This window comes from Catellatospora methionotrophica (assembly GCF_011297335.1).
Lineage (GTDB): Bacteria > Actinomycetota > Actinomycetes > Mycobacteriales > Micromonosporaceae > Catellatospora > Catellatospora methionotrophica.
The window spans coordinates 51,818-75,025 of the sequence record NZ_JAAOTJ010000015.1 but is presented as its reverse complement, the minus strand read 5'-3'; the positions used below and the strand labels follow the sequence as shown (position 1 = coordinate 75,025).

21 protein-coding genes are annotated in these 23,208 nt (G+C 72.3%); 4 read left to right on the top strand and 17 right to left on the bottom strand.

All coding sequences use genetic code 11. The features are described 5' to 3' along the window. Window positions 1-24 precede the first annotated feature (24 nt). From HAV40_RS27395 to HAV40_RS27335, 13 genes are all read right to left on the bottom strand, one after another. Entirely contained in the window at window positions 25-999 is a 975-nt protein-coding gene (locus tag HAV40_RS27395; protein ID WP_166386206.1) for an alpha-ketoacid dehydrogenase subunit beta, read from the bottom strand. Beyond that, window positions 999-1,985, bottom strand: a complete 987-nt coding sequence (locus HAV40_RS27390; protein ID WP_166386204.1) for a thiamine pyrophosphate-dependent dehydrogenase E1 component subunit alpha — start codon at window positions 1,983-1,985, stop codon at window positions 999-1,001. The genes HAV40_RS27395 and HAV40_RS27390 overlap by 1 nt, the downstream gene beginning before the upstream one ends. After that, the gene (locus HAV40_RS27385; protein ID WP_166386202.1) at window positions 1,982-2,974 is read right to left on the bottom strand and encodes a methyltransferase; all 993 of its coding nucleotides are present in this window, start codon (window positions 2,972-2,974) and stop codon (window positions 1,982-1,984) included. The genes HAV40_RS27390 and HAV40_RS27385 overlap by 4 nt, the downstream gene beginning before the upstream one ends. 81 nt (window positions 2,975-3,055) lie before the next feature. Further along, window positions 3,056-3,967, bottom strand: coding sequence for a phytanoyl-CoA dioxygenase family protein (locus tag HAV40_RS27380; protein WP_166386200.1), 912 nt, complete (start codon window positions 3,965-3,967; stop codon window positions 3,056-3,058). Window positions 3,968-4,024: 57 nt separating this feature from the next. Further along, window positions 4,025-5,140: a 4-hydroxyphenylpyruvate dioxygenase gene (gene hppD, locus HAV40_RS27375; RefSeq protein ID WP_166386198.1), complete on the bottom strand. Its 1,116-nt coding sequence runs from the start codon at window positions 5,138-5,140 to the stop codon at window positions 4,025-4,027. A 337-nt stretch (window positions 5,141-5,477) separates the two neighbouring features. Then, window positions 5,478-6,746 (bottom strand): beta-ketoacyl-[acyl-carrier-protein] synthase family protein, encoded by a 1,269-nt coding sequence (locus tag HAV40_RS27370; RefSeq protein WP_166386196.1) that lies wholly within the window; start codon window positions 6,744-6,746, stop codon window positions 5,478-5,480. Further along, window positions 6,743-8,359, bottom strand: a complete 1,617-nt coding sequence (locus HAV40_RS27365; protein ID WP_166386194.1) for a class I adenylate-forming enzyme family protein — start codon at window positions 8,357-8,359, stop codon at window positions 6,743-6,745. Before HAV40_RS27365 ends, HAV40_RS27370 begins: the two co-directional genes overlap by 4 nt. 16 nt (window positions 8,360-8,375) lie before the next feature. Further along, window positions 8,376-8,909 carry a beta-ketoacyl synthase chain length factor gene (locus HAV40_RS27360; protein ID WP_166386192.1) on the bottom strand — a complete coding sequence of 178 codons (534 nt, stop codon included), beginning with the start codon at window positions 8,907-8,909 and terminating at the stop codon, window positions 8,376-8,378. A gap of 106 nt (window positions 8,910-9,015) precedes the next feature. Continuing rightward, window positions 9,016-10,158 (bottom strand): beta-ketoacyl synthase N-terminal-like domain-containing protein, encoded by a 1,143-nt coding sequence (locus HAV40_RS27355; protein WP_166386190.1) that lies wholly within the window; start codon window positions 10,156-10,158, stop codon window positions 9,016-9,018. Beyond that, on the bottom strand, window positions 10,151-10,447 hold the full coding sequence (locus HAV40_RS27350) for an SANT/Myb-like DNA-binding domain-containing protein (RefSeq protein WP_409364993.1): 297 nt from the start codon (window positions 10,445-10,447) through the stop codon (window positions 10,151-10,153). The genes HAV40_RS27355 and HAV40_RS27350 overlap by 8 nt, the downstream gene beginning before the upstream one ends. Continuing rightward, complete coding sequence (locus tag HAV40_RS27345) at window positions 10,447-10,704, bottom strand: acyl carrier protein (RefSeq protein ID WP_166386188.1); 258 nt, start codon at window positions 10,702-10,704, stop codon at window positions 10,447-10,449. The genes HAV40_RS27350 and HAV40_RS27345 overlap by 1 nt, the downstream gene beginning before the upstream one ends. Before the next feature lie 75 nt (window positions 10,705-10,779). Continuing rightward, on the bottom strand, window positions 10,780-12,192 hold the full coding sequence (locus HAV40_RS27340; protein ID WP_166386186.1) for a class I adenylate-forming enzyme family protein: 1,413 nt from the start codon (window positions 12,190-12,192) through the stop codon (window positions 10,780-10,782). Between the two features lie 156 nt (window positions 12,193-12,348). Next, the gene (locus HAV40_RS27335; RefSeq protein WP_166386184.1) at window positions 12,349-13,941 is read right to left on the bottom strand and encodes an MFS transporter; all 1,593 of its coding nucleotides are present in this window, start codon (window positions 13,939-13,941) and stop codon (window positions 12,349-12,351) included. A gap of 166 nt (window positions 13,942-14,107) precedes the next feature. On the opposite strand from HAV40_RS27335, the gene HAV40_RS27330 reads away from it, so the two are divergent. Both HAV40_RS27330 and HAV40_RS27325 read left to right on the top strand, forming a co-directional pair. Beyond that, window positions 14,108-15,463: an ATP-grasp domain-containing protein gene (locus HAV40_RS27330; protein ID WP_166386182.1), complete on the top strand. Its 1,356-nt coding sequence runs from the start codon at window positions 14,108-14,110 to the stop codon at window positions 15,461-15,463. A 68-nt stretch (window positions 15,464-15,531) separates the two neighbouring features. Next, window positions 15,532-16,467, top strand: a complete 936-nt coding sequence (locus HAV40_RS27325) for an alpha/beta hydrolase (RefSeq protein WP_166386180.1) — start codon at window positions 15,532-15,534, stop codon at window positions 16,465-16,467. A 127-nt stretch (window positions 16,468-16,594) separates the two neighbouring features. Here HAV40_RS27325 and HAV40_RS27320 read toward each other — a convergent pair whose 3' ends face one another. The 4 genes from HAV40_RS27320 to HAV40_RS27305 form a co-directional block, all read right to left on the bottom strand. Further along, window positions 16,595-17,308 carry an SRPBCC family protein gene (locus HAV40_RS27320; protein WP_166386178.1) on the bottom strand — a complete coding sequence of 238 codons (714 nt, stop codon included), beginning with the start codon at window positions 17,306-17,308 and terminating at the stop codon, window positions 16,595-16,597. 4 nt (window positions 17,309-17,312) lie between these two features. Continuing rightward, window positions 17,313-17,942 carry a winged helix-turn-helix domain-containing protein gene (locus HAV40_RS27315; protein WP_166386176.1) on the bottom strand — a complete coding sequence of 210 codons (630 nt, stop codon included), beginning with the start codon at window positions 17,940-17,942 and terminating at the stop codon, window positions 17,313-17,315. Between the two features lie 303 nt (window positions 17,943-18,245). Beyond that, window positions 18,246-19,586, bottom strand: coding sequence for an aminotransferase-like domain-containing protein (locus HAV40_RS27310; protein WP_239086731.1), 1,341 nt, complete (start codon window positions 19,584-19,586; stop codon window positions 18,246-18,248). A 15-nt stretch (window positions 19,587-19,601) separates the two neighbouring features. Next, window positions 19,602-20,690 (bottom strand): alpha-hydroxy acid oxidase, encoded by a 1,089-nt coding sequence (locus HAV40_RS27305; protein WP_166386418.1) that lies wholly within the window; start codon window positions 20,688-20,690, stop codon window positions 19,602-19,604. Window positions 20,691-21,232: 542 nt separating this feature from the next. On the opposite strand from HAV40_RS27305, the gene HAV40_RS27300 reads away from it, so the two are divergent. After that, window positions 21,233-22,516: a sensor histidine kinase gene (locus HAV40_RS27300; RefSeq protein WP_166386174.1), complete on the top strand. Its 1,284-nt coding sequence runs from the start codon at window positions 21,233-21,235 to the stop codon at window positions 22,514-22,516. Further along, window positions 22,513-23,133: a response regulator gene (locus tag HAV40_RS27295; RefSeq protein WP_166386172.1), complete on the top strand. Its 621-nt coding sequence runs from the start codon at window positions 22,513-22,515 to the stop codon at window positions 23,131-23,133. Before HAV40_RS27300 ends, HAV40_RS27295 begins: the two co-directional genes overlap by 4 nt. Window positions 23,134-23,208: the final 75 nt, after the last annotated feature.

The following is a 23,208-nucleotide window of genomic DNA, read 5'->3' as shown; positions in this document are numbered from 1 at the left end:
CCCCGCCCGGCGGCTGCCGCCGCGTCAGCGGCTGGACTTGTAGACCTCCTGCACGGCCGTGAGCAGCTGGTCCTGCTGCGGCTGCACGGCCAGGTCGAGATCGCGGGCGAACGGGAGCACCGCGCCGTCGGGCCGGGTCACCCGCTTGGGCGGCACGGTCAGCCGCATCTGCTCGGCGGCGGTCGCCAGGATCTCTCCGGCGATGCCGCACATCCGGTTCGAGTCGTCGATCACCACGAGCCGCCCGGTCTTGGCGACCGAGGCCGCCAGCCCGTCCCAGTCGAACGGGTGGAGCGTGCGGGGGTCGAAGACCTCCACCGAGATCTGGTCGGCGAGCTGCTCCGCGACGGCCAGGGCCGCCTGCACCAGGTGCCCGACCGCGACCACGGTCACGTCGGTGCCCTCCCGGTGCACCCGCCCGACGCCCAGCGGCACCGGCCCGAGCGCGTCCATGTCGACGTCGGCCCGCACCCCGAGCGCCCCGGCGGGGGCGAACAGCACCACCGGGTCGTCGTCGCGGATCGCGGTCAGGAACAGCCCGTACGCGTCCTCCGGCGTAGCCGGCACCACCGTCTTCACGCCCACGTGCGCGAACAGCCCGTACGGGTGGTCGGAGTGCTGGCCCGCCCAGCCGCTGCGCGACCCCGAACCCGGCACGAAGTAGGTCACCGGCACCCTCGCCTGCCCACCGGTCATCAGCGAGAACTTGTGCGCCTGGTTGGCGATCTGCTCGAAGACCAGGAACAGCAGCGACGGGATCTGGAACTCGATGACCGGCCGCAGCCCGGCCAGCGCCGCGCCGGTCGCGAAACTGGTGAAGGCCTGCTCGGACAGCGGGGTGTCGACGACGCGCTGCGCGCCGTACTTGGCCAGCAGGCCGGTGGTGACGTTGTTGACGCCCACGCCGATGTCCTCGCCGAGCACGCAGACGGCCTCGTCGCGGCCCATCTCGTCGGACAGCGCCCGCTGCAGGGCCTTGAGGTAGGACAGTCGTGCCATCAGCGCACCGCCGTGTCGAGGAGTCCGATGCCGTCGCGGCCGCGCAGGCCGGTGGCGTAGAGGTGGTCGAGTGCCCCGGCCGGGTCGGGATGCGGGCTGTCCAGCGCGTACGCGACCGCCTCGGTGATCAGCGCCTCGACCTCCGCGTCGATCCCGGCGCGGACGTCGGCGTCCAGGCGGGAGCCGTGCACGTCGAGCGGGTCGCGGGACCGGCCGGCCGCCACCTCCTCATCGCTGCGGTAACGCACCCTGGCCTTGTGCTCCCAGGTGTGGTGGGCGTCGAAGCGGTACGCGGTGGCCTCGATGAAGCTCGGCCCGCCCCCGGCACGGCCACGGGCCACGGCGTCGCGGGCCGCGTCCAGCACCGCCGTCGCGTCGGCCCCGTCCACGCTGACCGCGGGGATGCCGAACGCCTCGGCGCGGCCGGTGATCGAGCCGGCGACGGACTGTGCCACGGTGAGCGTGGTGGCGTACCCGTTGTTCTCGCAGACGAACAGCACCGGCAGCCGCCACAGCGCGGCCAGGTTGAACGTCTCCAGTAGCACGCCCTGGCTGACCGCGCCGTCGCCGAAGAAGCTGACCGCGACCCGGTCGCTGCCCTCCTTGACGGCGGCCCAGGCCGCGCCGGTGGCGATGGCCCCGCCCGCGCCGACGATCCCGTTCGCGCCGTAGATGCCCTTGCTGAAGTCCGCGGCGTGCATCGAGCCGCCCCGGCCCTGGTTGAGCCCGGTCGCGCGGCCGGTCAGCTCGGCGAGCATGCGCACCGGGTCGGCACCCTTGGCCAGCACGTGCCCGTGTCCGCGGTGGGTGCTGGTGATGATGTCGTCCTCGCGCAGCGCCGCGCACACGCCCGCGGCGATGGCCTCCTGCCCGATGTACGGGTGGATCCCGCCGACGATCTCCCCGGCGTGGACCAGCTCGATCGACCGCTCCTCGAACCTGCGGATCAGCCGCATCGTCCGGTACAGCCCCGCGTCCTCGCTCATGCGACCCGTGCCTCCAGCACTCCCGCGCGGGCGTCGACGATCTCGAACCCGGCCTTGCCCAGCAGTTCCCGGTACTCGTTCTCGGTGCGGTCGCGGCCCTCCAGGGTGACCAGCATGAGCAGGTCGACCAGCCCCGCCGCGGAGCGGCCCGCCGGATCGGCCTCCTCGGGCAGGAACTCCTCCAGCACGATGACGCGCCCGTGCGGCGGCAGCACCGCGTGCACCCGGCGCAGGATCGCGATCGCGTTGTCGTCGTTCCAGTTGTGCAGCACCCGGGCCAGCGTGTAGACGTCGCCGCCGTCGGGCACGCCGTCGAAGAAGCTGCCCTCCACGCACGCCGAGCGCCCGGCCAGGCCCGCCTCGGCCAGCTTCGTACGGGCGGCAGCGGCCGCGTCGGGCAGCTCCAGCAGCACGCCCTGCAGGTGCGGATACCGCTCCAGCAGTTCGGCGAGCAGGCTGCCGTTGCCGCCGCCGACGTCGACCACGATCCGGGCCTCGCTCAGGTCGCAGCCGGACAGCGCCTCCGGCGGGCGCTGGTCGCCCATGGACTCGTTGAACACGGCCGCGGCGTCGGGGTTGTCGCCGAGATAGTCGTAGAACGGGCGGCCGTACACCGCCTCGAAGGCCGGGCGGCCGGTGCGCAGCGTGTGCATGATCTCGGCGAACGAGCGGAACACCTCGTCACCCTGCATCAGCGCGTTGAGGCGGACCGAACCGGGCACGTCGGCGCGCAGCAGCTCCGTGGTGGGGGTCAGCCCGTACGTGTCCGGGGCCGGGCGGGTGAACAGGCCCATCAGGGACAGCGCCCGCAGCAGGCGGCCCAGCGCGTGGGGGTCCGCACCGCACTGGTGGGCCAGGTCGCCGACGTGCTTGGGGCCGTCCGCCAGCTGGTCCGGCACGCCGAGCCGGACCAGCGCGTACACCCCCTGGGCGACCCAGCTGCCGGAGAGGATGCCGAGGAGTTTGCGCCGGGCCAGTGCTTCGTTCACGTTGTTCTCCGAGCCGAGGGTGTGCCGAAGCCGCAGCTCACCAGCGGGCGACGCCGGTGGTGAGCTGCGGCCGAAGAGATTTCAGTGCTGAGCCGAGGTCCAGAGCACCGGGCAGTAATCCGGGTCGGCATAGTCGGGGTGGCCGTCGGGCGTACGGCGCACCAGCTCGTCGTGGTTGTAACCGACGACGGAGCCGTCGCTGAGGGCGTACGGGCGGTACCGGTTCTCGCCGTCCTGCAGGTGCAGGGACACCGCGCGGCGGGGACGGTCGCTGCGGTTGCCGGCGCTGCCGTGGTACGTGCGGCAGTGGTGGAAGCTCATGTGGCCCTTGGGGATGATCATCGGGACCTTGGTGACCTGGGTGCCGTTGAACGCCGCGTTGCGCGCCAGCAGGACCTCCAGGTCCTCCTTGTCGCGCTCGGCGAAGTGCTTGGCGGTGGAGTCGTCGTTGCCGACCTCCTGCCACCGGTGGCTGCCGTCGACCATCGTGATGGTGCCCATCTCCTCGTCACAGTCGTGGAAGGGGATGAACGCGGTGAGCATGCGCTCCGAGGTCGACGACGCCCAGTAGTGCCGGTCGAAGTGCCACGGCACGACGTTGGTCGGCTCCTCCGGGCGCGGCGGCTTGAAGATCAGGGTCGACTGGAAGATCCGGATCTCGTCGGCCTGGGCGAGCCGGGCCGCGACCGCGCCGATCAGCGGCTTGCGCAGCAGCTTGGCCAGCCCGTCATGCTCGTAGTGCACGTAGTCGTTGTGCCGCTGCACGTCGCCGTGCTGCGGCTCCCAGTACGCCAGGCGGCGCGGTCGCAGCGGCAGGGAGCGGCTGCGCTCCCCGGCGTAGAAGCGCTCGCTGGCCTCGACCAGCTCGTCGACCTCGGCGTCGGTGAACAGCTTCTTCGTCAGGTACCAGCCGTGCTCGGCGTAGAACGCGACGTCCTCGTCGGAGGGGAGCAACTCCCGCTCCTCGTCGGTCAGGTAGAACTGCTCAGCCATGGGAAGGCTCCTTGCCAGGGGTGGGGGTGGGGGATGGTGCACGGGGGTGTCCCGGTCTCAGGCGGCGGCCAGGCCGGCGGGGCGGGCGTCCGGCGCGGGCACCGCTTCGGCGGGTGCCCCCAGCTCACGCTCCTTGGCCTCGTACAGCGCCTTGATGTTGCTGCTGCCGAAGGTCAGCGCACCGTGCCGCTCGATCAGCTCCAGGAACAGCGTCCGGCGCACGTGCATGGACTGGGTGAAGATCTGGTACAGCTCCCCGTAGTGGTCGGTGTCGACCAGCACCCCGAGCTGGCGCAACTCCGCGATGGGCAGGTCTACGCTGCCCAGGCGCTGCTCCAGCGCGTCGAAATAGGTCCCCGGCGTGCTGAGGAAACCGACGCCCCGCTCGGCGAAGGTGCGCACCGCGGTGACGATGTCGTTGGTGCGGAACGCGATGTGCTGCACGCCCGCGCCCGCGTGCCAGGACAGGAAGTCGTCGATCTGGCCGGGGCGGCGCGACAGGTCCGGCTCGATCAGCGTGAACGTCACCTGCCGCGACGGGCTCTGCACCACCTTGGAGTCCATGCCCTGCCCGCCGACCTCGATGTACTCCTCGAAGATCTCGGCGAAACCGAACACGTCCTGGTAGTAGCGCGAGGTGGCGGCGATCTCCCCGGCCGGTACGCAGATCGCCAGGTGGTCGATGACCTGCAGCAGATCGTCGGCGTATGACTGCTCCGGCAGCGTCATCTCGATCGTGCCGGGCAGCAGCTCCCAGCGGGAGCCATGCCGCTCGACGAGGCGGTGGGTGACGTCACCGAAGCCGGAGACGCTCGCCTCCACGACCCGGCCCGCGGCGTTCTCGTGCACGGTCGGCGCGGACAGCGCGTTCGCCCCGCGCCCGACGACGAAGTCGTACAGGCCGGCGGCGTCGTCGGTCTCGAAGGCGATGACGGCCACGCCGTCGCCGTGGCGGCCGACGTAGAGCGTGGCCGGGTGGTCGGCGACCAGCCCGGAGGTGAGCACGATCCGGATGTCCCCGTGCTGCAGCAGCAGCGAGCGCTGCCCGGCCAGGCCCGTCTGCGGGCCGCCCTGTCCGCAGATCCGGAACCCGAACGCCGTGCACAGATAGTAGGCCGTCTGGCGGGCGTCACCGACGTAGAACTCCAGGTGGTCGATGCCGAGAATGTTCATTTGCTACCTACCCCTTGGCAGTACGATGTCCTGTTTTGCACTGACTGCTAGGACTCGCTCCCCGCCAGGTGGTGGGCGCGGAACGGGTCCACGGCTCGTGACTCGTCCCTGGCGCTGCCGCTTTCGCGGCGCACGCCGAACGAACTCACCACGCTCCGATTGGCCGTCGTGCCCCTGTGACGTCCGTCGTTCACGGCCGACCCGCCGGAGCTGAGCGCTCCGGCGAGGGCCGTCTGACTGTCACGCTAGCGGGTGTCGCTGATGTCCCTCAATACCTAGCTACGCAAATATTTAATTGCGACAGTATGTTGTCTCTTGCAAACGATTCGGTGACTCCTCACTCAGCAAAACGGCTGAGTGACGTGGTGGGTCGACCCAGGACAAGGCTCACATTATGTCCGCCGAATCCGAAGGAATTGGACAGTGCAAAATCGATGGGACTTTGCCGAGCCTTGCCACGAATATGGTCTAGATCGCACGCGGGATCCGGGTCCTCGAGGTTGACCGTCGGCGGCAGCAGCCCGCGCCCGAGCGCCATGATCGTCGCCGCGGCCTCGATCACCCCCGACGCGCCGAGCATGTGCCCGGTGACGCCCTTGTTCGAGCTGACCGGCGGCATGGCAGCGGCGAACACCGTGTTGACCGCCAGCGACTCCGCCACGTCGCCCAGCTTCGTGCTGGTGGCGTGGGCGTTGAGGTAGCCGATGTCGGCGGGGGACAGCCCCGCGTCGGCCAGCGCCCGGCGCATGCACTCGGCCTGACCCGAGCCGTCCGGCCGGGGCGTGGTCGGGTGGTGGGCGTCGGTGGTCGCGCCCCAGCCGTGCAGCGTCGCGTACGCCGGGCGGCCCCGCGCGTCCGCGTCCGCGGCCCGCTCCAGCACCAGCACGCCCGCGCCCTCGGCCAGCACCAGCCCGTTGCGGCGCAGATCGAACGGGCGGCTGGCCGCCGACGGGTTGTCGGCCCAGCCCTTGGCCAACGCGCGAGTGTTGCCGAAGGTGTCGGCCAGGGTCGGGAACAGCGGTGCCTCACCGCAGCCGACCAGCACCACATCCGCCTCGCCGTAGCGCAGGATGCGGATGCCCTCGGCGATCGACTGCGCGCCCGCCGCGCACGCCGTGCCGATGGAGGAGCTGTAGCCGCGCAGGTCGTACTTGATGGCGATACGCGCGGTCGCCATGTTCGGCAGCATCCCCGGCAGCAGGTACGGGCTCACCCCGAGCCGGCCCTTCTGGGTACGCGTGATCACCTGCGCCTCCAGCGTGGCCAGCCCACCCGTGCCGGACACCACCGTGGCCGCCCGATACGGGTCCACGTCGCGGCCCACCACCAGGTCGGCGTCGGCCATCGCCCGCTCGGCGGCGACCAGCGCGTGCACGATGTACCGGTCCAGCGTGCGCGCCTCCGGGCCGGGCAGCACGCTGGCCGCCTCGATGTCCGGGCCCTTGCCCATCACCTCCAGGGACCCCTGCGCGGGGTGCCCCTCGGGGGTGGTCACGATCCCGGACCGCGCGCCGCACAGGGCGTCGAAGATGTCGTCGAGGTCGTTGCCGACCGGGGTGACCAGGCCGATACCCGTGACGACGATGTCAGGACGGTTGGCGGTCATCGCGCAGCACCGGACAGCGCGCGCTCGCGCAGCACCAGCTTGCGCACCTTGCCGGTGGCCCCGGTGGGGATGTCGTCGTCATGTACCGCGTTGACGTCGCGCAGCGTCGGCGCGGCGTGCTCGCCCAGCGCCGCCACGACCGCGTCCCGGCGGTCCGCCGCGACGTCGGCCCCGGCCTTGAGCACCAGCAGCACGTCGGTGACGACCCCGCCGCCCTCGCGCACCGCGACGACCGTGCAGTCGAGCACGTCGGGGCAGCTCGCCAGGATCTTCTCCTCGGTCAGCGACGTGTGCAGCCACTGCCCGCCGTCCAGCACGACCGAGTCCACCGCCCGGTCCACGTGGTAGTAGTAGCCGTCCTCGTCGTGGTACACGAGGTCACCGGTCAGGTAGTAGCCCGACTGCCGGGTGCGGAACTCGGTGACCGAGTCGTTCCAGTACATCAGCTTCACCGTCGGCGACTTCAGCCCCAGGTGGCCGACCACGCCCGCGCCGACCGGCTCCCCGGCGTCGTCGAGCACCGCCACGTCGGCGAACACGTGCGGGCGGCCGATGCAGCGGTCGTAGCGCTCGGTGTCGACCCGGTGGGTGATGTGGAACGCGGAGTGGCCCATCTCGGTCGAGCCGATGCCGTCGATGAACATCGAGCCCTTGACGCGGGTCACGCCCTCGCGGGTGACGGTGTTGTGGCTGCCGACGGCGACCAGCGGCCGGATGTGCGCCTCGTGCGCGCAGTCGCCGGTGTTGAACCAGATCGCCACCGAGTCCAGGTCGCGCGTGCCCAAATCATGGCGGGCCATGTCGGCCCAGGTCACCGCGAAGCCGAAGACACCGGTCGGTTTGAACCGCTCGATCGCGTCGAGCACGTAGTCGCCCCGCTGCGAGGACAGGAAGACCAGCTCGGCGCGGTTGCACAGGGCCTGGTTGATGGACAGGATGCCCGCGGTGTGCGCCGACGGCAGCGCGCAGACGACCCGCTCGGTGCCCTGCGCGCGCGGCCCTGACAGCCGGATCCGGCGGGTGGCCGCGAACAGCGTGGTGTGCGAGTGCACGATCGCCTTGGGCAGGCCGGTGGTGCCGGAGGAGTGCGTGATCGAGATCGGATCGTCCGGGTGGTGCCGGTACGGCGGGGGAGCGTCGGCCGGGTCCGCCGAGCCCATCTCGGTGATGTCGCCGAGCAGGCGCGAGCCGAAGTCGCGGCCCTCCAGCAGCGCGGCGTGCTTCGCGTCGGTCAGCACCGCCTCGGCCCGCAGCCGCCGGATGTACTCGGCCGCGATCTCGCCGCTGAGGTTGCCGTTGAGCAGCGCGGGAATCGCCCCGAGCCGGTTGAGCGCGAGGAACGACAGGACCACGTCGGCCGACGTGCTGGCGTACACCGCGACCGGGTCGCGCCAGCCGATGCCGCGCTCGTGCAGCCACGCGGCGCGCGCCGCGACCCGCTCGTCGAGCTGGCCCAGGGTCAGCGGCTCCCACGCGGGGTGGCCGTCGACGTCCACGTCGAAGGTCAGCCCCGGACCGGCCGGGTCGGCCCCGTGCGCCAGCAGCCGGGTGATGACATTGCCGGCGCCGAGGTCGGCGTCGGCGGCGAGGATCGCCCGCAGGTTGGTTCGCATCGCTGCACTCCTTCGGTCAGTTCACTTCGCTGTTGCGTACGAGCACGGCCAGCGCCCGGTCGTGCTCGCCGTCGGTCAGGGCCTGCTCAGCCACCACGATCAGGGCCTCGTCGGCGTCGCCGTCGCGGATCAGCAGCGACGCCATCGCCAGCCCTTCGGCCAGGGACTCCGCGACGGGGTCGGCCCCGCCGGCCGGGCTCAGCGACACGACCGGTCCGCCCAGCTCCCACCGCGCCGCCACGTACCCGGCCACCGCGTTCGGCACGGCCTGGAAGAACAGCAGCGGCCCCAGCCGCCGCCCAGCGTCGACCGCCCGCGCCACCTCGGCCGCCGTGACCGCGTCCCCCGTCGCCGACGAGATGATCACCGCAGTCCGCGCCCCGCGCCCCGCTGCGACCGGTGGCTCCCCATGCGCCCGTCCCAGACACCGCCGGGCCGCCTCCGCCACCAGCGGACTGAACGACGACATCACGAACCCCGCCAGCACCGGCAACTGCACGTCGCCCTCTGCCTCCGGCCACGCTCCCCGCGCGACCTCCACCAGCCCCATCACGACCCACCCCCCGTCCCCGCCGTGGCGCAACTCTTGAAGAGGCGCGCCTTCGAGGGCACCCGGTGGCCGCGAGTCTTTAAGAGTTGCGGCAGGAGGGGGCGGGTCATGGGGCGCCGACCAGGAGGGCGGTGTTCGCGCCGCCGAAGGCGGCGTTGAGGCTGAGGGCGTACGCGGGGCGGGCGGCGGTCGTTGCGGTGAGTACGTGTAGGGGGCAGTCGGGGTCGGGGGCGAGGTAGCCCGCGTTGACCGGGAGGAAGCCCTCGCGCAGGGACAGCACCGTGGCGACCAGCTCCAGCAGGGGAGAGGCTTCCAGGGCCTGGCCGTGCAGCGACTTGGTCGAGCTGATCGGCACCGCCGACGCGTGCTCACCGAGGGCACGGCGCAGCGCGGCCGCCTCGGCGACATCGCTCTGCGCGGAGCCGGACCCGTGCGCGTTGACGTAGCCGATCTGCTCCGGGGTCAGCCCGGCGCGGCCGAGCGCGGCGTCGATCGCCCTGGCCAGGCCCGCGCCGTCGGGTCGCGGCTGGACGACGTGGTAACCGTCCCCGGCGCGGCCCCAACCGTGCAGGCGCGCCAGCGGCGTCGCGCCTCGTGCCTGCGCGGCGCGGGCCGACTCCACCACCACCGCGGCCACCCCGTCCCCGAGCAGCAGGCCCTTGCGGCCCGCGCTGAACGGGCGCACCGCGCCGTCGGCGGCCAGCGCCCGGCCCGCGTCGAACAGCGCGAACTGGTCCGGCTCGACCAGGTATCCGGCCGCCACCATGACCCGTTCGGCGCCACCGGCGGCCACCGTGGCGGCGGCGTCGGCGACCGCGGTGCTGGCCGCGACGCAGGCACTGGTGTACGTGCGTGCGCCGTCCGACAGCCCCGCCTTCTCGGCGACCGACAGCGTGAACGCGCCGGTGCGCCCCGGCCGGTCGGGCAGCCCGCGGGCTCCGTCCGGCTCGCCGTGCACGGCCAGCAGCAGCGGCGTCGACGCCCGGACCGGAGCGGAAAGCCCGGCCTGGTGCGCGGCCTCGTCGACTGTCGACAGCAGCTCGTCGAGCAGCACCGGTGAGCCGGGCAGCAGCGCGCCGACACCTACCCGCCGGGCGCTCACGTCGAAGCGGGTGACCGGCGCGAACGCCGGCCGTCCCGCCCGCAGACCGGCCGCCAGCGCGGACGCGCCCCGGCCGTACGCGCTGACCGCCGACAACCCGGTGACCACGACCTGCGCGCGGTCACCGGCGGGGCGCGGTTCAGTCACCGGCAGGCTCCGCCAGCACCTCGGCCAGCACCTCGACCGCGCCGGTCACCGTGGTCATCCGCACGAGCACGTCGTCGTCGAGGTCGAGCATCCGCCCGTGGCGCTGCTCGACCTGGTGCACCAGCCACGCCAGCTCCAGCGAGTCGATGCGCTCGCGCACCTGCTCCGGGCTGCGCTCGCCGTAGCTGGCCAGCATCGCGACGACCTCTTCGCGACCCGGCGACGCCGGTTCGCCCGCACGCTGGCGCGGCACGCCGAGGGATCCGGCGGCCGCAACAGGGGCGTCCATCACGCGCTCGCCAGGTTGCCGCGCTCGCGGATCGCGGCGGCGAACTCGCCCACCGTCATGGCGGCCATCTGCTCGGCCTCCTCGTCGCTGAACTTCACGCCGTAGGTGTCCTCAACCCGCACCGCGAGCTCGGCGACGGCCAGCGACTCCAGGTCCACACCGGCGGAGCCCAGCGGCGTGTCGGCGTCGACGTCGTCGATCGGGTAGTTCATCTCCGCGATCGCGTCGATGATGAACTGGCGTACGTCGGTGCTCATGTTGACTTCCTTCCATGGTGGAACGGCCCAACGGGCCCGGATCGGGATGGCAGTCGGGGTGGCGGCGCGGCTCGGTTAGGTGGCCGGCTTCGCGTCCGCCGTACGCAGCACCGCGTGGTCGCGCACGAGCTTGCCCGTCGCGGTCCGGGGCAGCTGCTCGACGATGTGCAGCACGCGCGGCCGCTTGTACGGGGCCAGCCGCACGGCGAGCTCGCCTTCCAGCGTCGCGGCGGCTGCCGCGTCGGGCACCACGGCGTACGCCTCGATGCCGCCGTCGTAGACGACCACCGCGCTCTCGACGCCGGGCAGGGCCGCCAGCGTGTGCTCCACCTCGGTCAGGTCCACCTTGAGGCCGCCGACCGACACCTGCGAGTCCAGCCGCCCGAGCACCGTCATCAGGCCGGTCGCCGGGTCGACCCGGCCCGCGTCCTTGGTGTGCAGCCAGCCGTCGACCCAGCGGGTCGGGTCGGACAGACCGACGTACGGGCTCTCCGGCGTGGCGATCAGCAGCTCGCCGCCGGACTCCCGGACGGTGATGCCGGGGGCGGGCATCAGCGAGGGCCGGTGCTCGCCGAACAGGTCGGTGGCGATGACGCCGACCTCGGTCATGCCGTACATGTTGCCGAGCACGATGCCGTAGCGGTCGGTGAAGCGCTGCGCGACCTCGGCGCGTACCAGTTCACCGCCGGTGGTCATGCGCTTGAGCTGCGGCAGCTTCGGCGGGTTGGGGTTGGAGGCCAGCAGCTCGGTGTGGAACGGCACGCCCAGCAGCGTGGTCGGCGCGTCCCCGGCGGCCACCGCGCGCAGGATCGCGTCGACGGTCAGCCGCTCCGGCAGCACCAGCTCGACGCCCGCGTGCAGGCAGTACAGCAGCCCGCCGACCAGCCCCAGCACGTGTACCACGGAGGCCAGCAGCACCACCCGCTCGCCGGGCAACGGCACCCCGTCCATGCGGGTGTACCGGTCGATCTCGGCGACCAACTGCTCGGCGGTCCGGGCGATGACCTTGGAGGGGCCGGTGGAGCCGGAGCTGAGCTGGATCACGGCGTGGCCGGTCGCGGCGGGGTGGCCGTCGCGGGCCTGCGCGACGTCGGTGACGTCGTAGAAGGCGCGCAGCCCGCCCGGCAGCGTGCCGGTGAAGCTCACCACGACCTGCGGCTGGAGCCGGTCCAGGGCGCGGTCGGTCTCGAACGCCGTCAGCCGGTGGTCCAGCAGCGCGACCTGCGCGCCGATCCGCCACGCGGCCAGCAGGTTCGCCGCGTACGCCAGCGACGGCGGCAGCCGCAGCGCGATCGCGCCACCACGGGCCAGGCCCAGCCGCCGCAGGGTGTTCTCACGGTCGGCGACGGCGTGACGCAGGGCGGCCCGGTCCACGGGGGATCCGAAGTGGAGGCAGACGTCCCGGTCGTCTCCGGCGAGCAGGAGTTCGTCCACCCAGTCGGGGGTCGTCGTCAGGGGTGCGCCGGTCGCCCAACCCGTGTTGCTCATGATTGCTCCGCCAGGTGTCGCAAGTGTGCTGGAACCTGGGTCTGTGCGCCCCCGACGGACCCGGTGAATCCGGAGACTAGCAAGCAGATCGATGCACTTGCAATGCTGACTCTAAGTCTGTCGATACGTGAATGGACCAGGCAAAAGTCGGGCTTTTCATGGCAGATGAGAGCCCCGCAATCCGACACTTATCTGACTCATCGTCGATTCCATCCGGGCCAGTTCCGCGCGCAGCCGGGCCGCCTCGTGCCCGGCCCCGTCGTGCTCGCGCCGGGCCAGCTCGCCCACCGCCTCGTGTACCGCCGGGGATTCGAGCTGGGCCAGCGCGTGAGCCGCCGTCTTGGCGCGCAGCGCCCGCCGCGGGGCCAGCCTGCGCAGCCCTGAGCTGGCCTGCAACGTCCACTGGCCGTCGGCGTAGCGCAGCGTGACCCGGGGGCCGAGCGCGGTCGCGGCCAGCCCGTACCCCCGGGGCAGCGCCGCCGCCGGGTCCGCGGTCGGCCCGCGGGCCCCGGCGTCGTTGAGTTCGCGCCAGACCCGGTGCCGGATGACCGGGGTGAGGGTGACCGCGAAGTACAGCAGCGAGGCCAGCAGCACCCCGTTGACGAAGCCCAGCCGCTCCACGACCACCCCGGCCAGCACGCCGCCGAGCGGGATGCCGGCCATCGCCACGGCCATGATGATGCCGCCCGCGCGGGCCAGCATCGGGCCGGGTACCCGCTGGTAGATGACCGCGCCGATGGTCGGGTTCACCGAGCACATCACCATGCCGCTGAGGAACGTCACGATGACGATCACGGTCAGGTTGTCGGTGAGCGCGAAGACCAGGAACCGGGGCGCGCCGCCCACGAAATACCCGAAGACCAGCGCGCTGTAGCGCGGCAGGTACGGCGCCAGCGTCGCGAACACGACACTGCCCACAATCATCCCGATGGCGTACGCCGCCGACACCGACCCGAGCGCGACCGGCGAGTCCAGCACCGTCAGCACCCACATCGGCACGAACACCACGGAACTGGCCTGGTTGAACAGGTTCGTGAAGAACAGCATCCCGGTCACCGCCCGCAACAGCGGCTCCCGCGTGAAGTACGTGAAGCCCCCCTGCAGCGCGATCAGGTACGGCTCAGCCGGGGCCGGTTTCGGCGGCTGGCCCTCTGTGACTGCCGAGTCCGGCACGAAGAAGGCCACCAGCGCCGCGCCGACCAGGAAGCTCGCCGCGTCGACCCAGATCGCCCCGATCGCGCCGAACGCGGCGATGGCCACGCCGCCGACCGAGGCCCCGATCAGGCCCGAGGTGCGCAGCACGCCCTCGCGGGCCGCCGACACCCGGCTGAAGTCCGTGCCCGCGGCGTCCATCAACGGCTTGAGCAGGTTGTTCTTGGACCGGTCGGCCTGCGCCCGGAGCACCCCGGCGAGGCTCGACAGCACGATCAGCACGCCGAAGCCGAACTGCCCGGTCACCGCGATCAGGCCCATCACCACGGCACTGCCCGCGTCGGACACCAGCGAGGTCGCCCGGGAGCCGAACCGGTCCTGCAGCGGCGCGGCGAGCACCCCGCTCAGCACGTACGCCAGCGTCTCCGCGCCCGCCACGACGCCGACCTTGACCGGGCTGCCGGTGGTGACCAGCACCAGCCAGGGGATGGCCAGAAAGGACATCCGGCCGCCGATGACGGAGATCGCCTCCGCGGCGATCAGTCCGGGGATGGCGGCCCTGCTGCGCCAGGGCGACGGCGGTGTCGCGATGGACAACGGAACTCCTTCTCAAGCCGGGCGACTTCTTTGTACCAGCAAGAAAGGGCGACATTGAAGTATCCGTAGGTATCGAGTGGGGAGGCTCTGGACACCCATCGTCGCCGTCGATACGGTGACCTTCGATCAACGGGCGGTCAGCCCCGCATGGAGAGGCGGTCGGTCGATGCGGTTGCTCATGGTCGGCGCGGATCTGCCCGCCCTCGCCGCGGCCGGTCCCGATGTCGAGGTGACCGTGCTGCTCGGCGCGACCACGAAGGACGGCTGGCTGCCGCTGCCCGGCGGGGTGCGCACCGTGTTCGTCGACGATCACAAGAGCATCGACGCGGCCGTCAACGGTCTGCTGCGCGCCGGGTTCGGCCCCGGCTCGTTCGACGCCGTCTACGCCTACGACGACCCGGCACTGATGACCGCCGCCGCGCTGGCCGCGATGCTCGGCGCACGCGGCATCCCGCCGCGCACCGTGGCACTGTTCCGCGACAAGTCCCTGCAGAAGCAGGCGCTGCGCGCGGCCGGGCTGCCGGTGACCGCGTGCACGGTCGTCGAGGACATCCGCGAGCTGCCCGCCGGTTTCCGGCTGCCGTACCCGAAAGCCGTGGTCAAGCCGGTAGCCGGAATGGCGACCCAGTCGACGTACGTGGTCGACGGCGACGCCGACCTGGCCCGGATCAGCGCCCAGTGCCGGGCGAACAACACCGCCGCGCGCACCTTCGTCATCGAGGAGTTCGTCACCGGCGAGGAGTGGTTCGCCGACGGCTTCCTGTCCGGGGGAGAGCTGCGTTTCCTGAGTCTGGGCCGCTACGCCCAGCCGTGTCTGAGCGCGGTGCTGGACAAGGCCCCGGTGCAGACGTACTGCCTGGACCCGGTCGCCGACAAGGAGTCCTACGACCTCGCCGCGCCGCTGGTCACCGAGGCGCTGCGGGTGCTGGGCCTGGCCGACGGCGTGTTCCACATGGAGCTGTTCCACCAGCCCGACACGGGCCGCCTGGTGTTCAGCGAGTGCGCGGCCCGCCGCGCGGGCGGCCCGATCAGTGACCAGATCCGCTACAAGTACGGCGTCGACCTGGCCGGCGACGGGGTGCGCGCCCTGCTGGAGTCGGTCGGCGAGCCGGACGTGCGGGTCCGCGAGGGCGTGGTCGCCTCCACCTTCCTGCCGCTGCGGCCCGGGATCGTGCTCGGCTACCCGACCGCCGAGCAGGTGCTGGCGCAGCCCGACGTGGTGCACGCCCGGATGTTCGTGCCCAAGGGCATGCGGGTGCAGGGCGGCGCGGCCAACACCTTCGCCCGGATGGGCGAGGTCACCGTGCACACCGCCGACGCCGCGACCGCCCAGCGGCGGCTCACCGAGCTGGCCGACTGGTTCCGGCAGCACATCGAGGTGCTGCCGCTCGCCCCGACGCTGCGGGAGCTGTACACCGACCCCCGCAACGCCGACTTCGTCCACGCCGCGGCCGCCGCACACGGCGACCCGGCTCCGCACGGCGACCCGGCCGCGCACGGCGACTCGGCCTTGCGCGACTGACGCCGGACCGCGACGGCGTCGACCCGTCCGGCCGCCCACGGCCGTCCCAGCACGATCAGGAGAGCCCGATGCCACTGCACCCGCAGGTCCAGGCGATGCGTGCGCGTCGCGAAGCCAGTGACGCCCCGCAGCTGTACACGCTGTCGGTGGACGAGGCGCGCGCCGCCGACCTCGCCTCGATCCAGGCGTCAGGCGGCGACCCGGAGCCGGTCGCCGAGGTCGTCGACCGCGAGATCGACGGCCCGGACGGGCCGCTGCCGATCCGGATCTACCGCCCGGTGCTCGGCGGCGAACTGCCGGTGCTCGTCTACTTCTTCGGCGGCGGCTGGACCCTGGGCACCATCGACACCTCCGACGCCGTATGCCGGCACCTCGCCAACGCCGCGGGCTGCCTGGTCGTCTCGGCCGGTTACCGGCTCGCCCCCGAGCACAAGTTCCCTGCCGCGGTGTACGACTGCCACGCCGCGGTCCGCTGGGTCGCCGCGAACGCCGCCGCGATCGGCGCGGACCCGGCCCGGATCGCCGTCGGCGGCGACAGCGCGGGCGGCAACCTCGCCGCCGCGGTGACCCTGCTCGCCCGCGAGGACGGCGACCTGCCGCTGGCCGGGCAGCTGCTGGTGTACCCGAACACCGACCACCGCTCGCACACCGCCTCGCTGCGCGAGGGCACCGACCCGTACCTGTTCAACGCCACCTCGGTCGCCTGGTACTGGGCCAACTACCTGGCCACCCCCGAGGACGGCCTCAACCCGCTGGCCTCCCCGCTGCGCGCGGACACCCTCGCGGGGCTGCCCCCGGCCCTGGTCGTCACCGCCGAGTACGACCCGCTACGCGACCAGGCCGAGGAGTACGCCCGCCGCCTCGGGCGGGAGGGCGTGCCGGTGACGCTGACGCGATACGACGGCATGGTCCACGGCTTCTTCTGCATGTCCGGCGACCTCGACGCGGGCCGCCGCGCCCTCACCCAGGCCGCCGGCCAGCTCCGCACCTGGTTCACGCCCTGACTCCGCCCGCTGCGGCCCACCAGCCCGCACCTTGAATAGACGCTGGCCTATCACATCGAGTTTTCGCAGATCATTTTCGATGTAATAGGCCGGCGTCTATTGAAAACAGCGTGTGGGACAGGAGGATTCAGGCGTAGAGGTGTTGGAGCCAGTCCTCCAGGGACTTCTGCTCGGCGGCGGCGTCGGCGGCCTCGTCGAAGTGGTGGACGGCCACGCCGACCGGGGCGCCGAAGGCGTTGCGGCCGAAGAAGCGGTACATGGTGTCGTCGGTGCGCAGGCCGACGAAGTTCGGGTGCAGGTAGTCGACGACCGCCTCGGTCTGCCCGCCGGGCAGCGCGACCCGGACCGTGTCGCCCTGGCTGGTCTGCGCCGTCAGGCCGAGCGCGGCGCGCAGGGTGGTGAAGCCGTCGGGGGAGTTGGACGCCGCAGGGGCGTCGGCCGAGGTGTAGACGACCGGGCGGCGGCTGAAGTGGGCCAGGTACTGCCCGAGGGTGTGCAGGTAGAAGTCGGTGTGCTGACCGGCGCCGTCGTACTGGTTGTCCCAGTCGTCGGTGAACACACCGCTGTGCACGTACCGGAACCAGGTCGTGCCGCCGTCCCGGCCCTCGACGGTGTGCTCGACCTGGTTGAACCAGCCGTTATCGCCGTCCATCCGGGAGGCGAGACGGTGCGGCGGATCCCAGGCGGTGATGGTGCCGCCGAACGCGGCCGCCCCGCCGACGCGCGGCTCGAACTCCATCGGCCACAACCAGCCGCCGTTGCCGGTGGTGACGGCGTCCCAGTACTCCTCCGGGGTGGTCCGCAGCTCGCCCTCGCGCACGATCTCGAAATTCTTGCCCATGGTGCTACTCCTTCTCGGTGTCTTGCTCAGTCAGCTGCGTGCCGTCCGCGCGAGGCGGCAGCAGGCTCGGGTGCAGGCCGACGACCAGCCGGTGCTTGCGGCCGCCGGTGGCGCTCCCGTCGTGATAACGGCCGACCAGGGCGGCCAGCGTCTCGGTCAGTTCGGCGGCGAACGCGGCCCGGTCACCCGCCGACGCGAACCGGATCTCGGTGTCGACCGCGAACGTCGCCAGCGGACGGCGGGCCGCGCGCGCCCCGGTGATCAGCTCGCCGATCTCCCGCACCAGCCGCGACGCCAGCGCCAGCAGCCAGCGCGCCGACTGCTGGTCGGGGGAGCGGTCGGGGTCGGGCGCGACCGCCGCGAACGCCGCGGGCGAGATCACGTAGGACGCGGCGGTGGCCCGCAGCACCCGTTCCGTGCAGTTGCCCTTGCGCCGCTCCTCGACCAGCTCGATGAGCCCGTGGCTCTCCAGCGTCCGCAGATGGTGGTTGACCTTCTGCCGGGTCAGCCCGGCCTGCGCCGCCAGCGTCGTCGCCGACCCCGGCTCCGCCAGCGCGGCCAGCAACCGCGCCCGCACCGGATCGAGCGACACCTCGGCCACCGCCGGATCCTCGATCACCCCGACCTCGAACATGCCCCTACTCTCACACCGACAACAAAACTTGTCAAGGAGCGAAACCCGGTCGGTGCGACCTGCGCCACGGCAAACAGCCTGCAGTTTCGGAGAACTGCAGGTATCGGACGGCTCGAAGGCGCACTTTCCCCGAAATCGCAGCAACGCACGGTGCCGCGCCCTCTACGCACGGTGCCGCGCCGCCTGCGCACGGTGCCGCGCCCACAGCGTGTGGTGCCGGTGGTAGGTGAAGGGCGAGGGGCGAGGGGCGGGGCATGGTTCGGGACCCGAGCCCGTGGGTGGGGTCGGGGCGTAGGGGAGGGGTCAGGCGATGGAGTCGCGGAGGAGGGCGGCGAGGCGGCGTACGCCCTCTTCGAGGGTGTCGGGGTCGAGGCCGCTGCAGGACAGGCGGAGGGAACGGGTGCCGCCGTCGGTGTAGAAGAAGCTCATGGGGGTCCACAGGACGCCGTGGCGGGAGGCGGAGACCTCCAGCAGCTTCTCGTCGGCAGGGATGGGCACGTCGACGACGGCGAAGAAGCCGCCCGCGGGCACGTTCCAGGAGATGCCGACCGCGTCGCGCCAGGGGGCGGGCAGGTGCCGGTCGAGGGCGTCGAGCAGGCGCAGCATGTTCTGCCGGTAGAACGCGATCTTGTCCACGTTGGCCGCCTTGAGGCTGCAGCCGGACTCGACCAGCAGTCCGCCGACGACGGCCTGGGCGATGGGCGAGGTGTTGACCGTGACCATGCTCTTGATCGCGGACAGTTCCTCGGCCAGCAGGGTGCGGTTGCCGGTGGCGTCGACGACGGTCTGGTCGGCGACCAGGAAGCCGATGCGCGCGCCGGGGAAGCAGGACTTGGCGAACGAGCCCAGGTAGATGACGCGCTGGTCGCGGTCGAGGGACTTGAGCCGGGGCCGGGGGCGGTCGTCGAGGCCGAACAGGCCGTACGGGTCGTCCTCCAGGATCAGCAGGTCCTCGGCGGCGGCGACGTCGAGCAGCGCGTGCCGCGCGGGCAGGTCCAGGCAGCGGCCGGACGGGTTGGAGAAGTCGGGCACCAGGTACAGCGCGCGGGGGTGGCGGCCCTGGGCGCGCACCGCGCGGGCGACCTCGGCGACGCGAGCCGGGTCGAGGCCGTCCGGGCCTTCGGGCACCGGCACGACGTCGATGTTCAGCACTCTGGCCGCGCCGGTGATGCCGACGTAGCAGGGTTCGGCCGCCAGCAGGACGTCGTCGGGGCCCGCGCAGAGCCCGCGCAGCGCCATGATCATGGCTTCCTGGCAGCCCGCGGTGACCGAGATCGCCTCGGCCGGCACGTGGATGTCCTCGTCGACGGCGAGCATGCGTGCGATGAGCCCGTGGATCTGGCCGTTGGTGCGGCCGTACTGCATCAGGGCGCGGCGGATCTGCTCCGGAGTGCTGCCCTGGTCACCGAGGTACGCGACGTACACGTCGAGGTAGCGGGTGATGTCGGCGATGTCGTAGAAGCCCTCGTACGGCCGCCCGGCGGCCAGCGAGATCGCGTCCGGGAAGCGCCCGGCGACCTCGTTGAGGAAGTTCATCGAGGCGGCGACGGGGTCGCTCACCGAGGCGTGCATGGCCTCCTTGACCAGCTGCACCGGGTTGCCGACAGGGCGCGGCCGCGCCGCGTGCTCCTCGCGCTTCACCATGACCACGTGCTCCGTTCAGCCGTCGCGCCGGTCGGGCAGCAGCACCGCGTCGCGGCCGAGATCGCCCAGCCGCGGTCGCCCGGCCAGCGCCATCGTGTGTTCCAGCTCGCCGGTGAGCATGGTCAGCAGGCCGTTTACGCCGTCCGCGCCGTCGGCCGCCAGCGCCCACAGTGCCGGGCGGCCGACGAGCACCGCGCTCGCGCCCAGGGCCAGGGCGACGAAGACGTCGCGGCCGTGGCGTACGCCCCCGTCGAGCAGCACCGGGCAGCGGCCCGCTACCGCCGCGACCACCTCGGGCAGCGCGCGCAGCGCGGGCACCGCGCCGTCGAGCTGCCGTCCGCCGTGGTTGGACACGATGATCGCGTCGACGCCGTGTTCGAGCGCGCGGTCGGCGTCCTCGGCGGTCAGCACGCCCTTGAGCACCAGCGGCAGGTCGGTGAGCCCGCGCAGCCAGGCCAGGTCGGCCCAGGTCACGGTCTGGTCGAAGGCCTGCGCCGCGTGCGTGGCGATGGCGGACGCGCCTTCGCGGTGCTCGTGCGAGCTTGCCATGATCGCGTCGTCGAGGTTCACCGCGCGCACCCCGGGGTCGACCGCGAAGCCGTTGCGGGCGTCGCGCAGTCGCTGGCCGATGCGCGGCGCGTCGACGGTGAGCACCAGCGCGCGGTAGCCGGCGTCGCGGGCGCGGCGGGCCAGTTCGGCGAGTGCGGCGCGGCGGCGCAGCCAGTACAGCTGCAGCCACAGGGGGCCGGTCGCCGCCGCGGCGATGTCCTCCAGGCTGCGGCTGGCGAAGATGCTCACCACGAACAGCGCGCCCGCCGGGCCCGCGCCGCGTGCCGTGGCGACCTCGCCGTCGGGATGGGCCAGCCGGTGGTACGCCGTCGGCGCGATGCCGACCGGTGTGGCCAGCGGGGCGCCGAGCAGCTTGCCGGCCGTGTCGCAGACCGAGACGTCGACGAGCACCCGGGGGCGCAGCTCGGTGCGGTCGAACAGGCGGCGGTTGGCGTCGAGGGTGAGTTCCGCGCCGCTGCCGCCGTCGATGTAGTCCCAGACGTCGGCGGGCAGCCGTGGCCGGGCGAGGGCGCGGTAGTCGTCGGTGCACAGGATCGGCAACGGACCTCCACAGCTTCGTACCCGTCCGCAGCCCACGCTAAAGGAGCCGATCGACGCCGCACAATACCCAGAGATCTTTAGGAAGTGATTGTCGTAAGAGTGATTTAGGTACTGTTTTCAATGGAAGAACCCCGTGATGTGTCGGCACCGCGACACTCATTGCCGCCTATTGGGACAGTTCACAACGAGTTTTCAGAAGATCAATATTGAGGGACTTCACTGCTGAGGCAACTATCGCTACAGTCCCTAACGCGTCACTAGTGCGCTCCGGTGCCAGACCATGCAGACATCGGAGCGTGCTGTGCCGCGCCCTTCAAGATCCGAGGAGGAGGTGTGATCATGGAGGTTGCAAAGAAGGAGGTTGCCAAGCGTGAGGTTGCCAAGCGCGAGGTTGCCCAGCGTGAGGTCGACGGCGTCATCGCCTGACCTGTTGAAGTGAACCGGGGTGCGGCCATGCGCCGCGCCCCGGCCCTCCGCGGCCGCAGCCCCTGGCGGCCGCGGCGAACCCCGCCGCACTGCGGCTACGCTCTGACGCCATGAGCAGGGCGGGACGCGGGCAGGACGCGCTGACGCTGCTGCGCCGCGCCGAGCACGTGCTCTTCGCCGCGCTGCTGGCGATCGGCGCCGGTGAAGCATGGGCCGACGGCGTCGACCGAGCGGCGGTGCTGCTCACGACCCTCGCAGTGGCCGTCTGGTACGCCGTGGGCATGGCGCTGTCGCGCCGCGCCGCCGGAGTCCGCATGGCCCTGCTGTGGCTGATCGTGCTGACGGTCGGCTGGACCGCGCTGCTCGCGCTGTCACTGTCCTTCGTCTGGCTCGCGTTCGCGCTGTACCTGCTCTGCCTGCAACTGCTGCCCCCGCGCGCCGGACTGCCCGGCACGGCCGCGCTGACCGCGATCGCGGTCGCCGCCGCGGGCGCGCACCGCGGCGGGCTGGACTCCGGCACCGTCCTCGGGCCCGTCCTCGGAGCCGCCGTCGCGATCGTGATCACGGCGGTCTACCGGCGGCTGCGCCGCGAGAGCGAAGCCCGTGCCGCGCTGGTCAAGGAGCTGACCCAGGCCCAGGAACGGCTCGCCGCGACCGAACGCCGCGAAGGCATCCTCGCCGAGCGTGAACGGCTCGCCCGCGAGATCCACGACACCGTCGCGCAGAACCTGTCCAGCATCATCCTGCTGCTGCGCTCCGCCCGCGACGCCGCCGATCCCGGCCCGCCGCTGGAGATAGCCGAACACGCGGCGCGGGGCGCGCTGGAGGACACCCGGCGGCTGGTGCGGGCACTCGCCCCGGCCGAGCTGACCGGCCGCTCGCTGCCCGAGGCCCTGGAACGGGCCGTCGCCGACGCCCGGCACTTCGGCGTCGACGCCCGCTTCGTCGCCGACGGCGAGCACGGCCCGCTGCCGACCCCGGTCGCGGTCGCGCTGCTGCGGGTCACCCAGGCCGCGCTGGCCAACGTACGCGCGCACGCCCGCGCGGCCACCGTCGTGGTCACCCTCGCCTTCCAGCCCGCGGCCGTACGCGTCGACGTCGCCGACGACGGCGTCGGCTTCGACCCCCGCGACCCGGCCGCGTCGCCGTCCTCCGGCACCGGCCTCGGCCTGTCCGCGATGAGCAGCCGCCTCGCCGAGGTAGGCGGCGTGCTCGTGGTGGAGTCGACCCCCGGCGAGGGCACCGCGATCAGCGCCACCGTCCCCCTGCCGCCCCCGCGCGACCCGGCCGACACGTCACCGATCTCCGCTGCCGCTGCCGTGCCCGTTGACGCGACCATGGCCGCCCCTGTACCCGGCGCATCGTCGACGGTCACGAGCCAGGCCCTGTCGTGATCAGTGTGTTGCTGGTGGACGACCACCCCATCGTGCGAACCGGGCTACGGGCGACCCTGGAGGCCGATCCCGGGCTCCGGGTGGTCGGCGAGGCGGCCGGCGGCGACGACGCGGTGCGCCTGGCCCGCGAGCTGCGCCCCGACGTGGTGCTGATGGACCTGCAGCTGGGCCCCGGCATCGACGGCGCGGCGGCCACCGCACAGGTGCGAGCGCTGCCCGACCCGCCCCGCGTGCTGATCCTGACCACGTACGACAGTGACGCCGACATCCTGCGGGCGATCGAGGCCGGCGCGATCGGCTACCTGCTCAAGGATGCCGAACCGGCCGACCTGCTGCGGGCGCTGCGCTCGGCGGCGGCCGGCCAGACGGTGCTGGCCCCGTCAGTGGCCACCCGCCTGGTGTCACGCGAACGCGCCCCGGGCACCAGCCTGACCCCCCGCGAAACCCAGGTGCTGCAGCTGGTCGCGAGCGGCCACTCCAACTCCGCGATAGCCCGCGCACTGTTCATCAGCGAAGCCACCGTCAAGTCCCACCTGGTCCAGGTATTCGCCAAACTCGGCGTCGACAACCGCACCGCCGCCACCGCCGAGGCCCGCCAACGCGGCTTCATCCGCTGACCCACCCCACCCCACCCCACCCCCGACCCCACCCCCGCCGCAACTCTTAAAGAGTCGCGGCGTCAGGAGGGTCCC

Coding starts and splice junctions, on each gene's coding strand:
- HAV40_RS27330 (WP_166386182.1), top strand. CDS start 14,108: ATGCGGTTGCTCATGGTCGGCGCGGATCTGCCCGCCCTCGCCGCGGCC.
- HAV40_RS27345 (WP_166386188.1), bottom strand. CDS start 10,704: ATGAGCACCGACGTACGCCAGTTCATCATCGACGCGATCGCGGAGATG.
- HAV40_RS27350 (WP_409364993.1), bottom strand. CDS start 10,447: ATGGACGCCCCTGTTGCGGCCGCCGGATCCCTCGGCGTGCCGCGCCAG.
- HAV40_RS27310 (WP_239086731.1), bottom strand. CDS start 19,586: ATGGTGAAGCGCGAGGAGCACGCGGCGCGGCCGCGCCCTGTCGGCAAC.
- HAV40_RS27395 (WP_166386206.1), bottom strand. CDS start 999: ATGGCACGACTGTCCTACCTCAAGGCCCTGCAGCGGGCGCTGTCCGAC.
- HAV40_RS27320 (WP_166386178.1), bottom strand. CDS start 17,308: ATGGGCAAGAATTTCGAGATCGTGCGCGAGGGCGAGCTGCGGACCACC.
- HAV40_RS27340 (WP_166386186.1), bottom strand. CDS start 12,192: ATGAGCAACACGGGTTGGGCGACCGGCGCACCCCTGACGACGACCCCC.
- HAV40_RS27300 (WP_166386174.1), top strand. CDS start 21,233: ATGAGCAGGGCGGGACGCGGGCAGGACGCGCTGACGCTGCTGCGCCGC.
- HAV40_RS27380 (WP_166386200.1), bottom strand. CDS start 3,967: ATGGCTGAGCAGTTCTACCTGACCGACGAGGAGCGGGAGTTGCTCCCC.
- hppD (WP_166386198.1), bottom strand. CDS start 5,140: ATGAACATTCTCGGCATCGACCACCTGGAGTTCTACGTCGGTGACGCC.
- HAV40_RS27370 (WP_166386196.1), bottom strand. CDS start 6,746: ATGACCGCCAACCGTCCTGACATCGTCGTCACGGGTATCGGCCTGGTC.
- HAV40_RS27315 (WP_166386176.1), bottom strand. CDS start 17,942: ATGTTCGAGGTCGGGGTGATCGAGGATCCGGCGGTGGCCGAGGTGTCG.
- HAV40_RS27360 (WP_166386192.1), bottom strand. CDS start 8,909: ATGGGGCTGGTGGAGGTCGCGCGGGGAGCGTGGCCGGAGGCAGAGGGC.
- HAV40_RS27390 (WP_166386204.1), bottom strand. CDS start 1,985: ATGAGCGAGGACGCGGGGCTGTACCGGACGATGCGGCTGATCCGCAGG.
- HAV40_RS27325 (WP_166386180.1), top strand. CDS start 15,532: ATGCCACTGCACCCGCAGGTCCAGGCGATGCGTGCGCGTCGCGAAGCC.
- HAV40_RS27365 (WP_166386194.1), bottom strand. CDS start 8,359: ATGCGAACCAACCTGCGGGCGATCCTCGCCGCCGACGCCGACCTCGGC.